The sequence below is a fragment of the Ruegeria sp. BB7 genome (assembly GCF_056539365.1).
In genome coordinates this window covers 1-15,104 of the sequence record NZ_JBQFUV010000014.1, presented here as the reverse complement: position 1 = coordinate 15,104, position 15,104 = coordinate 1, and the positions used below count along the sequence as shown (strand labels likewise).

Below are 15,104 nucleotides of genomic sequence, written 5' to 3'. Positions count from 1 at the left end.
TTCATTTTTTCAACCGGAGGCACTGCGCTAATCTGAACTCAACACCTGAGCCTAAGGAATGTGCGATGCTGGATAAAAGCCACAAACCAAACTGGACCAGTTTTGAAGAGGCCACCAAGGCCGACTGGGACGCCGTCATGGAATATGAGGAAGCTTATAATGCTGCTCTTCCAGACAGGATTCTGGATGCGGTCCGCTCGCTGGACGAAGAGTGGACGCCCTATCCTGTAAACCGTTATCAGCACAGCCTGCAGGCCGCGACGCGGGCCTATGAGGATGGCGCGGAGGAGGAGTTGGTGGTCGCCGCCCTGATCCACGACACCGGCGATATACTGTCGCCCTACAATCACGGTGAGCTGTCAGCCGCGATGATGAAACCCTATGTCAGCGAGAAAACCCATTGGATCCTCAAGCATCACTGCGTGTTTCAGGGCTATTACTACAATCATCATCTCGGTGGAGACCGTAACGCGCGCGACAAGTATCGCGACAGCCCCTATTGGGAGGACTGCCGCTATTTCTGCCATGAATACGATCAGAAGGCGTTCGACCCGAACTATCCAACCAAACTGCTGGGATTTTTCGAGCCCATGCTGCGCCGCGTGTTGAACAAGGGCGAATGGCACATGGAGCTGAATGAAACGTCCGAGGGTTAACAGGCCGCCATCAGGCGATAGACGATCTGCGCGGCGGTAAAATCCCAGGCGGCATTGCCGTCGGGGGCCAGTTCGACAACGTCGAAGCCCACGCATTTTCGACCTTTGAGGGCGTGCTCGATCAGGCGCAGCGCTTGATAATAACCCAATCCGCCGGGGACCGGGGTGCCGGTCGCTGGCATCTGGGACGGATCCAGCCCGTCGACATCAAAGCTGACATAGACCAACTCGGGAAAATCTTCGGGCAGGTCGACGGCGTGGATATTGCCGGTCACCAGTTCTTCTGCATCCACGTGGAAGACGTGGTTCTTCAATCGGCTTTGCGCTTCTTCGGTGGAAAAGGCGCGAACGCCGAACTGGGCTAGACGAATGCCCTCTTCGGCCAGCAGGTGCATAACCGAGGCGTGGCTATGTTTCTCACCTTGGTATGCGTTGCGCAGGTCGGCATGGGCGTCGATCTGGACGATACCGATAGGCTGGTTCAGGGCGCGGGCCACGCCCATCACTGAACCGTAGCTGAGCGAGTGTTCACCGCCCAAAACAACCGGCACCTTGCCTGCCCGCACAGCCGTTTCGGTGCGCTGGGCAAGACGTTCCATGATTTCGGGAAGTGCGGCGTCACAATCCAGTGGCGCTTCGGTGTGGATGCCTTCGACGCAGGGCTCGGCGTGGCCGATGATCCGTTCCAATTCGTTGCTGGCCTCGATGATGGCTTCGGGTCCTTTTGCGGTGCCCGAGCCGTAGGAAACCGTGCGTTCTAGCGGTACGGGGATCACGCGGAAACGAGCGTTCTCGGTGCGCTCGAAGGCTGTCAGTTCGCTGTTGAGGAAAATGCTCATGAGAGTCGGTCCTTAAAGTCTTCATAGCCGAACTGTTTGATGACTTTCAGCTCGTCCGTTTCGCTGTTCCACAACGCGATGGTGGGTAGCGGAACCCCGTTGAAGGTGTTGGTCTTGACCATCGAGTAATGAGCCTGATCGAGGAAGGCAAAGCGCTGGCCGATTTCCAGCGGCTTGACCCAAGTGTAGTCGCCGATCACGTCGCCTGCCAGACAGGATGGCCCGCCCAGACGATATGTGTGGCCAGCCTTGGCCTCGTCCATCAGCGCAGGGCGATAGGGGGCCTCGATCACGTCGGGCATGTGACAGGTGGCTGAGATATCGGTAATGGCCAGATCCATGCCATTGGTCGGCAGGTCGAGGATCTCGCCGACCAGAATACCCGCGTCCAGAGCCACCGCCTCGCCGGGTTCGAGGTAGACGGCGATACCGTATTTTTCGCGGATGGTTTTGATGAACGTCACCAGCCCGTCGCGGTCATAGTCATCGCGGGTGATGTGGTGGCCGCCGCCGAAGTTCAGCCATTTCAGTTGGTCCATGAATGGGGCGAGTTTGTGTTCAACGGCGACCCATGTGCGGTGTAGCGGTTCGAACCCCTGTTCGCAGAGCGTGTGCATGTGCAAACCGTCGACTCCGGCCAGGGTCTCGGCAGTCAATTGGCTGGCTGGCGTGCCCAGACGCGAGCAGGGCGCGCAGGGGTCGTATTTCGGTACTTCGCCCTCGGAATGTTCCGGGTTGATGCGCAGACCGACCTGAACGCCGGCAGCCTGAGCCTTGGCGAAGAAGCGGTCTTTTTGCGCTGGAGAGTTGAAGATGATGTGGTCGGATAGCGAAAGGATTTCGTCTATTTCGGCGTCCTTGTATCCGGCACAGAAAGTTGCGACTTCGCCGCCGTATTCCTCACGACCTAACCGGGCCTCATAAATGCCGCTGGCGCAGGTGCCGCCGAGGTGCTGGCGCACCAGAGGGGCCAGCGCAAACATCGAAAACGCCTTGAGCGCGCTCAGAACATGCGCGCCGGATCGGGTGCCGATATCGGCGAGGATGGTCAGGTTGCGCTCGACGGCTTTTTCGTCGACCACGAAGCAGGGCGTGGGGATGCGGGTGAAGTCGAAATTGCGGAAAGCGCCGGCGTCTCCGGCTTGTGTAGTCATCATGTCGGACATAACCGGCGTCTCCTGAATTGGAGAGGCCGGGGGGCCAGCCCCCCGGACCCCCCGGGATATTTTTTAGCCAGATGAAGCTATGGGGATCAGAATTCAACCGGGCCGTCGAGTTCGTGGACCTGCCATGGGAGACCGTGTTCGTTGAGCATGTCCATGAAGTTATCCGGATCTAACTGTTCCATGTTCCACACGCCCGGTTCGATCCAGTTGCCCTTCAGCACCTGAGCGGCACCGATCATGGCGGGGACGCCGGTGGTGTAGCTGACGGCCTGGCTGCCGACCTCGGCATAGCACTCTTCATGGTCGCAGATGTTGTAGATGTAATAGGTCTTCTCACCCGAGCCGTCCTTGGCCTGACCCGTGGCGATGTCGCCGATGCAGGCCTTGCCCTTGGTTTCCGCGCCCAGATCGCCGGGATCGGGCAGCAGGGTTTTCAGAAACTGGATCGGGATGATTTCCTTGCCGTCATGCATCACCGGGTCGATGCGGGTCATGCCTACGTTCTGAAGTACCGTCGCGTGTTTGATATAGGCGTCGCCGAAGGTCATCCAGAAGCGGGCGCGTTCGATCTCGGGGAAGTGGGTCGAGAGCGACTCCAGTTCTTCGTGATACATCTGGTACATGTTTTTCCGCCCGATGGCGGGAAAGTCGTATTCAACCTTGTTGGTCAACGCCGGGCTGTGGTGCCATTCGCCGTTTTCCCAATGGCGCACCTCGGCCAGAACCTCGCGCAGGTTGATTTCCGGGTTGAAGTTGGTCGCGAACTCCTGATCGTTCGAGCCGCCATTGGCGTCCAACACGTCGATCTGGCGAATGGTGTCCAGCTTGTGCTTCTTCAGCCACTTGGCGAAGACGGATGTAACGCCCGGATCGAAGCCTGAGCCGAGGATGGCGGTCAAACCGGCCTCTTTGAACCGCTCTTGATAGGCCCATTGCCAATGGTATTCGAACTTGGCCTCATCCTCGGGCTCATAATTCGCGGTGTCGAGGTAGTGGATACCGGCCTCAAGGCACGCATCCATCAAAACCAGATCCTGATAGGGCAGGGCAAGATTCACGAGGATTTCCGCGCCGGTTTCCTTGATCAGCTTGACCGTGTCCTCGACCTTGTAGGCGTCCAGTTCTGCCGTTGCGATATCAATGCCCACGCGTTCTTTCACCGCTTTGGCGATGGCGTCGCATTTCGATTTGGTCCGGCTGGCCAGAGTGATTACGGTGAAGATGTCCGAATTCATCGCCATCTTGTGCACGGCGGCGTGGGATACGCCGCCCGCGCCGACAACCAGTGTTTTGCCACTCAAAGTTCCCATGGGGGTAATCTCCTCTCTGGGGTTATTCGTAATAGGTGTAGCCGTTGATCGAGTCGCGATAGGCGCTCATCAGGGTTTTGCGGTCCTTGGCCATAAGAGTACCTGTCGAGATCGCCTCGTCCACCATTTTGCGGAAGGCGGCGACGCAATCCTGCGGGTCGAACTCGACATAGGACATGACTTCGGAAATTGTGTCACCCTCCTGCTCGTGCAGCAGGTCGAAGCCGCCATCGGGGCGCAAGTCGATCGTGACCACGTTCGTATCACCGAACAGGTTGTGCAGATCGCCCAGTGTTTCCTGATAGGCGCCGACAAAGAAGACACCCATCAAGTATTCTTCGTGCTCAGGCAAAGAGTGCACCGGCAGGCTGGGCGAGACGCCGTCGGCCAGAATAAACCGGTCGATCTTACCGTCGCTGTCGCAGGTGATGTCTGACAGCACGGCGCGGCGGTCCGGCATCTGGTTCAGGTTTTGCAACGGTACAATCGGGTGCAGCTGATCGATGGCCCAGACATCGGGCAGGGATTGGAACAGCGAGAAGTTGCAGTGATAGATATCGGCCACTTTCTCAAACTGGTCGTCTACATCGGTTTCCAGATCCTCATTCGCCGCCAGTGCTTTGAGGCGGGCCATCAGCGACAGATAGATACGCTCGGCCCGGGCCATCTGACGCAGGTCAATGTAGCCTCGGCGGAACAGTGCACGCAGTTCGTTACGATAGAAAGTAGCGTCGTTCCAGCATTCCTGCAGGCGGTCGCTGCTGAGATAGCCATGCACGGCGGCGAGGTCCGAAACCAGATGGTGATCTTCGGGTTCGACCTCGGGGCCGTTTGGTGCGTCGTAAAGCGTGCTTTCCAACACGTTGAAGACCAGCATCGAGGATGTCGCCACCACCGCACGGCCGCTTTCTGTGACCAGTGTGGGATGGTTGACTTCGGCCTCATCCATCGCATAAGCGACGGTTTCGACGACATTGGCGCAGTATTCCTCGACCGTGTAGTTAATCGAATTCTCAGCCGCTTTCTTCTCGCCGGTATAGTCCACGCCCATACCGCCGCCGAGGTCTAGATGGGTCAGAGGTACGCCCTCACGCGTCAGTTCAGTGTAATAGCGACAAGCCTCACCAACGGCGCGGCGGACGTCGTTGACGTCCTGCACCTGAGAGCCAAGATGTGAATGCTGCAGCTTCAGGCAGTGTAACAGGCCCGCCGCTTTCAACTTGTCGACGGTGGCCACCAGTTGATCGGTATTCATGCCAAAGGCCGAGCGGTCGCCCGAGCTTTCCTCCCATTTACCGCTGATCTGGTTGGTCAGTTTTACCCGCACGCCGATCAGGGGCTCGATGCCCAGCTCATTGTAGACTTCGATAACTGTTTCGGCTTCTTTCGGGCTTTCCAGAACGATAACGGTGTTGAAACCGATTTTGCGGCTGAGGATGGCCAGCTGGATGAATTCTGCGTCCTTGACGCCGTTGCACACGATCAAGGCTTCGGGGGCCAGCCGGTGGGCCAACGCCACGACCAGTTCGGGCTTGGATCCGGCCTCAAGGCCGTAGTTGTATTTCTTACCGAACTCGACGATCCGATCGACCACCTGCGCCTGCTGGTTCACTTTGATCGGGAAGACACCGCGATAAGAGCCCTTGTAGCCGACGCGCGTGATGGCATCGCGGAAGCTTTCGTTCAGATGGGCGATTTCATGCTCTAGATAAGACGTAACGCGCAAAACCATCGGCGCCTTGATGCCCCGGTCATCCAGATCTCTGAGGATACCGGGCAGGCTGATCGCCGCCGCCTCAGGAACCAGAGGATTGCGCAGACCGATTTCTCCCTGCTCCGTCACCTCGATGAGGCCTCTGCCCCATTTCTCAACCCCATAAATGGAATGCGGTGCGTCGGGCGTCTGTTTCAATCAGGTCAGTCCTTAACTTTTGAGTGCGTATTTAGCGCCCGCCAATACGGCAGCAATTTGATTCTTCCAAGTGTAATCTATGTGGCGGGATTTGCCGAGTTTTTGCGGGTGTTTGAATTGGGATCAGGTGATTATTCCGTTGGCCGTCCGAATAGGCGGAACCGTGAGAGTTGGAAGTCAGTTCGCCAACGATCCCAGTGCCTGATGTGAAAAGGAAACCCTCGGGGACGGGGGCCAATGCCACAGACATCTTGCAATCGGAAAATTTCATCCAGTTGACCTTTCGCGCCGTCAGATGATGGCCACAGTTTCCCCTCACCGGAAATAGCGATGCTGCAGGTATGGCCGTGTAGCCTTGCTTGAACGGTATCGGGGGCAGCAAGGGCACCCTGAGCGTGAAATCCTTTGTGTCCGATCACAGGCTTTCGAGAAACCGGATCAATGCATCACGGTCGGGCTTGGGCATGGTGACAACCCTATCGCGGGCTGACTGTGCCTCACCGCCGTGCCACAAGATGGCTTCCAGTAAGGATTGCGCGCGGCCGTCGTGCAGGAATTGCGTATGACCCGAGACTTGCTGCGTCAGACCAATCCCCCACAGTGGCGGGGTGCGCCATTCGCGGCCCGTGGCGCGCGCTTCGGGGCGATTGTCGGCCAGCCCTTCGCCCATGTCATGCAACAGCAGGTCGGAATATGGCCAGATCAGCTGAAAACTGTGCTCGGGCCGGTCCGGCATGCGATGGGTGACAAAAGCAGGCGTATGGCACGAGGCACAGCCAGTATCGTGGAACACCTGTTTGCCACGCAAAACCTGCGGGTCATTTACATCGCGCCGCGTTGGAACGCCCAGATTGCGGCTGTAGAACGCCACCAGATCCATGCCGGTCTGGTCGATCTCGAAAACGCGATCATCACCGTCACCATGTGGAGCGCTCACGCAATCGATCTGTGCTGTGGTGCAATCTCCGTGACCGGCAGGGTAGAGCGGGCTGGAGATGCCGAGATCACCGGCAAAGGCTGCCGCCGATTGCTCCATGATTGTGGACATCCCGGCCTTGTGTCCGAACCGGCCCATCATTGGTTTGGCAAATTCTGTTGCCCAGACGATGTTTGGACGACCTGAGATGCCGTCGCCATCAGCATCTTCCGGGTCGGCATTGGCCAGCAGGTCTTCGACCGGGATCGCTTCGAGTAACCCGAGACCGATCATCTGCGGCGCCACACGCGGGCTGAGCATGGCATCCGGGTGCAACGGTCCGTATCCCAGGTCAGCCGCAGCGTAGGTCGGTTTGCGCAGAGTGATAGTTTCGCCGTCCGACAAGGTGACCGGCACGTCTTTGTATGTGATGTCCAGTCTGTATTCCGCCGGATGGCCGGGAAGGGCCAGATCCTGCATTTGGCCACCGTAATTCGGTTCGGGTTGGGTGGCGATGTAGTCCTCAATTTCTTCGATCCCCTCACCACCGGGGATCGAAACCCGCAGAAACATCGAAATTGCGTTGTCGTTGGGGCCGTTGGGGGTATGCCCGCGCCCGTCCTTGATGTGACAGCGCTGACACGAACGGGCATTGTAAAGCGGCCCCAACCCATCCGAGGCCAGTGTAGAGGCCGGAGAAGACACCCAGACTTTCCTGAACAGCCCGTTGCCGACCTTAAAGTCCAGCTCTTGCTCAAAGCTCAGATTGCCTGAAGGCTGCGAAAACGCGTTAGCATCCGTAAGAGCGCGGACGGTTGCGGCACCGGCCGATAATTCCTCGAACTTCTGCGAGCTGCTGAAATCCGATGGCGCAGCTGTGGCGCGGGTGACGCGAAGGCGTTCATCCTCGGTGCGGGGTTCAAAATTAAGGTGGAGATCCTGCAGCTCGGCGGCAGGCGTTTGTGTGGCCGCAAGCGCGGCCACCGACAGCGCGACAAGCCTAGTCGCCTTCGTCCATCTTCGATGCGTTGAGTTGCGCATAGTTGGCTTCGCCAATCCTTTCGTAAAGGTCAAGCTGAGTTTCGAGGAAGTCGATATGGCTTTCCTCATCGCGGAGCAGGCCTTCGAACAGTGACATGGAGACAAAGTCGCCCGCCTCGCGGCAATAATCGCGGGCCTCGGCATAAAGTGTGCGGGCATCCAGTTCCGCTGCCAAGTCACATTCCAGTGTTTCCTTTGGGGTCTGTCCGATCCTCAGGGGATCAAGTTTTTGCAGGTTGGGGTGGCCTTCAAGAAAGATAATACGTTCAATCAGCTTGTCTGCGTGCTCCATCTCTTCGATGGATTCCTCGCGGCTTTTCTTAGCCATATGGCCAAGGCCCCAATCCTCTTGCAGGCGATAGTGCAGCCAATACTGGCTGACGGCCGTCAGTTCATGCCGCAGAGATTTGTTGAGATATTCTATGACTTTGGGATCGCCCTTCATCTGCTTTCTCCTGGGTTGCTTCGGCGCGTAGGGCGCGGAGTTGTATGGGAACTTCCAGATTATCGCTCGATCTCATCGTGTCCAGAAAAAGGGGCATGCAGCCGCCGCAATCCGCCGATTTTCCAAGCGCGTGATAGATCTTGCCAGGTGTTATGATTGCCCGCGCGTCGGCTGTTCGCATCCAGTCGATCGCGGCGCGGATATCATGGTCGGTTATGTTTGTGCAGTGACATACGATCATGGTGAATCTCTGCTTGATGCATTCCTTAGTTAAATAGTTGGTTATTTTTATCAAGTCCAGCCAATAGTACGGCGGGCGACGGGCAAGAAGCGTAAAGGCGCGCACGTTTCTCACCCGACACTTGCTTAGTGGAAGACCGCGTTTGGATTATCCAGACTGTCTGACCCTTCAATGTTGATCTGATCGAGTTCCAGTGTGATCACGATACGCTCGATGATTTTGGTCTGATCAATCAGGCCATTGACGCCATCCATGATCAGCAACTCACCGCCTTTATTTCCGCGTTCCAACATCTGGTCATAGGTGAAACCGGCTTCGGCTGTTGCTTTCAAAAGACCCAGGGCCTGCATGGTGTTGGCCAGCTTGACCTTCATCTCGGTATCCAGCGCGGGATCGGAGGCAATCACGAGGTCAGACAGCGACACGCCGGACACTGGGGTGCCATCTATGCGAGTATAGCTGCCCAAATAGACGTTTTGTATGCCAAGGCCGTCGTAATAGTGGCTGTTGTGAGTGTTGTCCGAAAAGCAATCCTGCTCTTCTTCGGGGTCGTTCAGCATCAGGCCGAGGCGCATACGTTCACCGGCCAGCTCACCGTAGGACAAAGAGCCCATGCCGGTCAGAATGGCCGAGACGCCAGCCGTTTCGTTCGCAATCAAAGCAGCGCGTGCTTCACCACCGTCTTTCCACTGGTCGGCCATCCATGCCAAATCGCTGACCAACAGTTCCGTGGCGGCGCTTAGATACTGGGCGCGTCGGTCGCAGTTCCCGTTTGTGCAGTCGTCACCTTGAACATAATCAGTGTACGGACGGTTGCCTGCGCCTGCGCTATGACCGTTCAGGTCTTGACCCCATAGCAGGAATTCGATGGCGTGATAGCCGGTTGCCACATTCGCCTCGATTCCGTCAGCTTCGTGTAGGATATCGCCCAGCAGTTCCGGGGTGATTTCACGCGCGTCGATGGCCTGACCGGACAGCCTAAAGGTAGGATTTGCGATCACGTTCAATGCGGCAAGCTCGTTCGCATCGGTGGGGCCGCTATATGAGGCGTCAACATAGTCGATCAAACCTTCGTCCAGCGGCCAGGCGTTCACTTTGCCCTCCCAGTCGTCAACAATGGCGTTGCCGAAGCGGTAGACTTCGGTCTGCTGGTAAGGCACGCGCGCAGCAATCCACGCAGCACGCGCCGCGTTCAGAGCGGTATCAGTCGGATCAGCGATCAGAGCGTCCACGGCCTCTTGCAGTTTCATGGCCGCGATCAGGCTGTCTTCGTATTTTGCCTCGGCGATGTTTGCATAGGTGTTTAAAACATCGGCCTTGGACGGTGCATCAGCTGCAGCGGATGCTGAGGCAACGCCAAGGGCTAAGATGCTGGTTGCAGCAAAAAGTTTGGTCATTCAGGTGACACTTTCCTGTCAGAAACATATTCCCGAGTGTCATCGGCGCGACGCACTCAGGAATTTAATTGATAGAAATAGTCAGGTATGTCAACCTGAGTTTAATAGTCAGGATTATTGGATCGAATTTTTTCGACCTACCATCAGGAGGCAGCCGTTGGAAAATGCCCCGAATGCATGATCTAAACCCGGCGCCGCGCCTGCTGTCCGATTAAGCTGAAAAAGGCGAACAATACGGCCGCAACGCAGACAATCGATGGACCTGCAGGCGTATCGAACACATATGCCGCCCTCAGGCCCGCGACTGCGGAGAAAGCGCCGATCGCGGCTGCGATCAATGCCATCGTTTCCGGTGACCGCGCCAAACCCCGCGCCGCGGCGGCCGGAATGATCAACATGGCCGCAATCAGCAAAACGCCGACGACTTTGATTGCCACGGCCACGGTCACGGCGAGGGCCAAAGTCAGGATTAGCTGCTCGCGCTTGGGATCAAATCCGCTGGCATAAGCCAGTTCTTCGTTCAATGTCGCAGTCAGGAGTTGTGACCACCGCCACGCGATCAAGGCCACGACCAGCGCGGCACCGCCCCAGATCACGACCAGATCAGATCGCGACACTGCAAGAATGTCGCCGAAGAGATAGGCCATCAAATCGATACGTACACCAGACAAGAACGAGACAGCGACAAGGCCGAAAGCAAGGGCGGAATGCGCCAGAACCCCCAAAAGCGTGTCCATCGCGTATCCGCGTCCGGTTAACAGAGTCACGATCAGTGCCATGGCAAGCGCAACTGCTAACGCTCCTGCAAAAATAGACATCTGAAATGTCAGTGAGAGTGCCACGCCCAAGATTGCCGCATGTGCTGTGGCATCTCCAAAATACGCCATCCGGCGCCAGACAACGAAGCATCCCAGGGGGGCTGCGGCGATGGCAACGCCAACGCCTGCAAGCGTTGCGCGCATCATGAAATCATCAAGCATTATTCTGCGGCTTCCTGAGAATGTTCACTGTGGTCATGATCGTGGTCGTGATCATGACGATAAAGCGCCAGCGCGCCGCCTGTGCCTGTTCCGAATAAGGCGCGGTATTCCGGCGCCGACGCAACTACGGCCGGAGAGCCCGCGCAGCACACATGACCGTTCAGACAGACAACCCTGTCCGATGCGCTCATAACCACATGCAGTTCATGACTGATCATCAAAATGGCACAGCCGGTTTCGCGTCGGACATTTTCGATCTGATGATAAAACGCCGCCGATCCCGGCTGATCCAGGCCCTGGGTCGCTTCGTCCAAAAGCAAAACCTCGGGTCGATTGATGAGGGCTCTGGCTAGCAAAACCCGCTGAAACTGACCTCCGGACAATTGCGACATCTGGCGTGTCAAAAGGTCAGGCACGCCGGCAGTTTCAAGCGCTTCGGTGCATTGTTTGCGCGACACGCGATTGGTCAGACGCATGAACCGTTCGACAGATATTGGCAAAGTCGGATCGATGTGCAGCTTTTGCGGCACGTATCCGATTTTTAGACCGGGCTTTAGTGAAACTTGGCCAACTGATGGCTTGGTTGCACCGATGATGGCTCGTAACAGACTGGTCTTGCCCGAGCCGTTCGGGCCGACGATCGTAACGATCTCGCCGGGCTCGATTGTCATGTCCACGTGGCGCAAAACGGTATTGGAACCGTAGCGTACGCTGAGATTGTCAACGGTGATCAGGGTCATTTCTGCGCCTTTTGGGTGCAGTCCGGGCACAGCCCTTCGGCTTCTACTACCGTTCGCTCAATCTCGAATCCTGCCGCGCGCGCTGCTGCGCCCAGAACGCCTTTGGCCGGGGTTGATTGCGCCTCGGCCACGGCATCGCATCTTCGGCAGATCATAAAGGCCGGCGAATGTGCAGAGCCGGGGTGAGAGCAAGCAACAAATGCGTTCAACCGCTCGATCTTATGGACGAACCCGTTTTGGACGAGGAAATCGAGCGCGCGATAGGCAACCGGCGGCTGGGATCCAAATCCTTCGTCACGCAGACGATCAAGAATTGCATACGCCCCAAGCGCGCGATGTTCTTGCAGCAACATTTCCAGAACCTTGCGTCGGACCGGGGTCAGGCGCAGCCCTTCCTCTTTGCACTGAGCATCCGCCGTGGTCAGCGCAGTCTCAACGCAATTCTCGTGGTCGTGCTTCTGGAACGCAACCGGGGCCATGTCCTCGGTCGGAATGGGGCGCGTATCACTTGTCATGTTATTCCATATCATATATGTCGCTCGTAACGTTATAAAATCACACAGAGGGTCTGATGTCCAGAAAGCTTCTTCCAGTATCGATCGCCGCCGTACTTATGGGGGGAACGGCCATGGCGGATGTTCCGAATGTAGCGGTCGACATCGCGCCCATTCACTCGCTGGTAGCACGAGTTATGGAGGGTGTGGGAACGCCTGATCTGATCGTGCAACCCGGTGCCTCGCCGCATGAATACAACCTGCGCCCCTCGGAAGCTGCCGCACTGCAAGAGGCAGACCTAGTGTTCTGGATGGGTGAGGGTCTGACACCTTGGATGCAGGGCGCAGTGGAGACACTTGCCGATGGTGCAACCGTTACTTCGTTGCTGGAAGTGGACGGCACGGTTCTTCTTGATTTCCGGGAAAACGCCTTGTTTGAGGCGCATGATCATGAAGATCATGCCGACCAGGACGCGCATGATAAGCACGACCATGACGACCATGCCGAAGACAAAGAGCACGACGAGCACGAGCATGACGACCATGATCACGATGATCATACCGACCACGATGAGCTCGCGCACGGCAAACATGACCCGCACGCATGGCTTTCCCCGGCAAACGCTCAAACCTGGTTGAACGCGATCGCGTCACAGCTTTCATCCGCAGACCCGGATAACGCGGGGGCCTATTTTGCAAATGCCGCAGCAGCGCGAGACGAAATGGCTGCCCTGTCTGCCGAAGTGGCCAAGACACTTGAGCCCGTCCGAGGGGGCAGCATTATCGTGTTCCACGATGCCTACCAGTATTTCGAGGATGCGTTTGACTTCCGTGCGTCGGGCGCAATTTCCATCAGCGACGCATCTGACCCAAGCCCGGCCCGCATTGCAGAAATTCAGGCCCGAATCAGGGATGAGGGTGTAGACTGCGTGCTGGCTGAACCTCAGTTCAACCCCGGAGTTGTCGAGGTTGTGCTGGATGGCACGGAAGCCAATACTGGTGAGATCGATCCTCTGGGCTCTGATCTGGAGCCCGGTGCAAAACTGTACCCCCAAGTCATCCTCAACATGGCGAAAACATTGGCCGAATGCTTTTAGCTTTTTGCCCGGTCGAATTTAAAACTTTGACCGGGCTGATTTACGTCAGGGACAACACAGGTACTCAGTGCTCTTTTTTCAAGTTGATCACGTTGTCTCTGACGTATTCCCCAAAGGTGATTGGAGGGGGGCTCCAGAAAGCACCAAAGCTGGCGCGCCGATAACAGCCAAGAGGGGCCAGACCTCTCGTGTTCTATTTCGCTGAGTACGATTCATTATTGGGATCAGGCTTCATGACTGTTTCTAGCAGACAACGGGTAGTCGACAAAACCACGGTGGTGTCCGAGTTGTGCAACGAGGCGGCCGTTAGGTGCCTCGGCGGTTTATAGGACCTGACACTAGGAATTTTTGCCCAAAAATGGCATAGTGAGACTTTGGTAACGATTTTTTCCCCTCATTTTGAGATTTTTTTGTTCAGCAAGAGAACAAGTTTCTTCGACCCGGAGGATACGAACAAGTTCGATAACGGGAAGTCTGATGGACAACGATCTCTCGCAAGAAGACATTGCCTTTGACGGAGCAATTGGGTTTGGGTCCGCAACAGTTGGTGGTCGGGGTGGTGAGATTGTCAAGGTGACAAGCCTCGCCGATTCCGGTCCGGGGACCCTCCGATGGGCCCTAGAGGAACTAGATGGTCCGCGTATTGTTGTTTTCGAGGTAAGCGGGCAGATAAATCTTGAAGAAGCGATCCAAGTCAATGGTGATGTAACAATCGCCGGCCAAACCTCACCCGAAGGCATAACCATAACAGGCGCAAAGCTTAGGATTGTCGAGAGCAATGTAATTATTCGCGGACTTCATTTCCGTCCAGGCGACGGAGACGGTGACGAACCCGAGAATAGAGACGCCATCTCGATCGGTAGCAGTTTAGGTCAAGTCGAAAACGTCGTGATCGACAGCAATTCCTTAAGTTGGTCGATAGATGAGCTGATTACAGTCTGGTACGGTTCCAGAAACATTACGCTTTCGAACAACATATTCTCGGAGGCGTTGAATTACTCGCTCCACCCGAAAGGTGACCATTCGATGGCTCTGATGGTCGGCGACGATAGTTCCAATGTAACCGTATATGGAAATCTGTTTGCTCACAACGAATTCAGAAACGCGACCGTTGCGAATGCAAACCAGGTCGAGTTTATCAACAACGTGATCTACAACTACGGAACACTTGGCTTCAACGGGCGAACTTATTCGACCGCCCATATCATTGGAAATGTTTACATTGCGGGTCCGGACTCAGCGGTTGTCGAGGCAATCCAATTGCGGGCACCTGAAGATGGTGCAGCCTATTATTTATCGGATAACGTTGCAGAAATTGGTGGCGACGCAATCTCGAAAATCTCTGAAAGCCTGGTGTTTGAACCCAGCGGCGTCCCTGTTCTGACGTCATCAGAAGTCATAAATTACGTGCTGGCCAACGCTGGTGCGCGATATCCGTCACAGGATTCGATTGATGCACGAGTCATCCAGTCTGTGATCGATGGAACCGGTAGCATCATCGATTCACCCAGTGAAGTGGGCGGCTACGATAGCGTGCCAAATACTCCCGCACCCAGTGACCGCGACAACGACGGTGTTCCGGACAGTTACGAGGAATTCGTTGGTTCTGACCCCGATCTTTTCGATGCGCATGGTGATGTAAACAGCAATGGAATTTCCAACATTGAAGACTATATCAACGGATTGATCGTCGGGGATGATGTTCTCACCCCAATCGTCGTTTCTGCCGTCGCCGCAAACATCGGCACACCCGAGGCTGGCTCCTCCGATACCGAGATCACCGTGACCTTTGCCGACAACGTGGCCATTGATGTCTCGAGCATCGATATCGGTGATATCACGGTGACCGGCCCTGCGGGACCGCTGAGCG

At 56.4% G+C, this 15,104-nt stretch carries 14 protein-coding genes; 3 read left to right on the top strand and 11 right to left on the bottom strand.

Features of this window, described 5'->3' with window-relative positions; genetic code table 11:
- Positions 1 to 65 precede the first annotated feature (65 nt).
- A complete protein-coding gene (locus ACR0D7_RS16535; RefSeq protein ID WP_480680007.1) occupies positions 66 to 656 on the top strand; it encodes an HD domain-containing protein in 591 nt (196 codons plus the stop codon).
- On the opposite strand, the gene speB is transcribed toward ACR0D7_RS16535, so the two are convergent.
- The 11 genes from speB to ACR0D7_RS16480 all read right to left on the bottom strand — a co-directional run bounded on the left by speB (position 653) and on the right by ACR0D7_RS16480 (position 12,158).
- Entirely contained in the window at positions 653 to 1,495 is an 843-nt protein-coding gene (speB, locus tag ACR0D7_RS16530) for an agmatinase (protein WP_170387025.1), read from the bottom strand. The genes ACR0D7_RS16535 and speB overlap by 4 nt on opposite strands.
- Entirely contained in the window at positions 1,492 to 2,661 is a 1,170-nt protein-coding gene (nspC, locus tag ACR0D7_RS16525) for a carboxynorspermidine decarboxylase (protein WP_480680006.1), read from the bottom strand. Before nspC ends, speB begins: the two co-directional genes overlap by 4 nt.
- 86 nt (positions 2,662 to 2,747) lie before the next feature.
- The gene (locus ACR0D7_RS16520) at positions 2,748 to 3,971 is read right to left on the bottom strand and encodes a saccharopine dehydrogenase family protein (RefSeq protein ID WP_480680005.1); all 1,224 of its coding nucleotides are present in this window, start codon (positions 3,969 to 3,971) and stop codon (positions 2,748 to 2,750) included.
- A gap of 22 nt (positions 3,972 to 3,993) precedes the next feature.
- Positions 3,994 to 5,883 carry a biosynthetic arginine decarboxylase gene (speA, locus tag ACR0D7_RS16515; RefSeq protein WP_480680004.1) on the bottom strand — a complete coding sequence of 630 codons (1,890 nt, stop codon included), beginning with the start codon at positions 5,881 to 5,883 and terminating at the stop codon, positions 3,994 to 3,996.
- A gap of 415 nt (positions 5,884 to 6,298) precedes the next feature.
- Positions 6,299 to 7,840: a di-heme oxidoreductase family protein gene (locus tag ACR0D7_RS16510; protein ID WP_480680003.1), complete on the bottom strand. Its 1,542-nt coding sequence runs from the start codon at positions 7,838 to 7,840 to the stop codon at positions 6,299 to 6,301.
- A complete protein-coding gene (gene bfr / locus ACR0D7_RS16505; RefSeq protein WP_480680002.1) occupies positions 7,800 to 8,285 on the bottom strand; it encodes a bacterioferritin in 486 nt (161 codons plus the stop codon). Before bfr ends, ACR0D7_RS16510 begins: the two co-directional genes overlap by 41 nt.
- Complete coding sequence (locus tag ACR0D7_RS16500; RefSeq protein WP_170575909.1) at positions 8,233 to 8,526, bottom strand: (2Fe-2S)-binding protein; 294 nt, start codon at positions 8,524 to 8,526, stop codon at positions 8,233 to 8,235. The genes bfr and ACR0D7_RS16500 overlap by 53 nt, the downstream gene beginning before the upstream one ends.
- A 125-nt stretch (positions 8,527 to 8,651) precedes the next feature.
- On the bottom strand, positions 8,652 to 9,923 hold the full coding sequence (locus tag ACR0D7_RS16495; RefSeq protein ID WP_480680001.1) for an imelysin family protein: 1,272 nt from the start codon (positions 9,921 to 9,923) through the stop codon (positions 8,652 to 8,654).
- A 182-nt stretch (positions 9,924 to 10,105) separates the two neighbouring features.
- Positions 10,106 to 10,903: an iron chelate uptake ABC transporter family permease subunit gene (locus ACR0D7_RS16490; RefSeq protein WP_480680000.1), complete on the bottom strand. Its 798-nt coding sequence runs from the start codon at positions 10,901 to 10,903 to the stop codon at positions 10,106 to 10,108.
- The gene (locus ACR0D7_RS16485; protein WP_170387041.1) at positions 10,903 to 11,643 is read right to left on the bottom strand and encodes a metal ABC transporter ATP-binding protein; all 741 of its coding nucleotides are present in this window, start codon (positions 11,641 to 11,643) and stop codon (positions 10,903 to 10,905) included. Before ACR0D7_RS16485 ends, ACR0D7_RS16490 begins: the two co-directional genes overlap by 1 nt.
- Positions 11,640 to 12,158, bottom strand: a complete 519-nt coding sequence (locus ACR0D7_RS16480; RefSeq protein ID WP_480679999.1) for a Fur family transcriptional regulator — start codon at positions 12,156 to 12,158, stop codon at positions 11,640 to 11,642. The genes ACR0D7_RS16485 and ACR0D7_RS16480 overlap by 4 nt, the downstream gene beginning before the upstream one ends.
- Before the next feature lie 56 nt (positions 12,159 to 12,214).
- Between ACR0D7_RS16480 and ACR0D7_RS16475 the strand changes: the two genes are divergently transcribed.
- Together ACR0D7_RS16475 and ACR0D7_RS16470 are read left to right on the top strand one after the other, a co-directional pair.
- Positions 12,215 to 13,234, top strand: coding sequence for a zinc ABC transporter substrate-binding protein (locus ACR0D7_RS16475; RefSeq protein ID WP_480679998.1), 1,020 nt, complete (start codon positions 12,215 to 12,217; stop codon positions 13,232 to 13,234).
- Positions 13,235 to 13,711: 477 nt separating this feature from the next.
- The coding region (locus ACR0D7_RS16470) for a pectate lyase family protein (RefSeq protein ID WP_480679997.1) at positions 13,712 to 15,104 on the top strand (1,393 nt) is incomplete at its 3' end.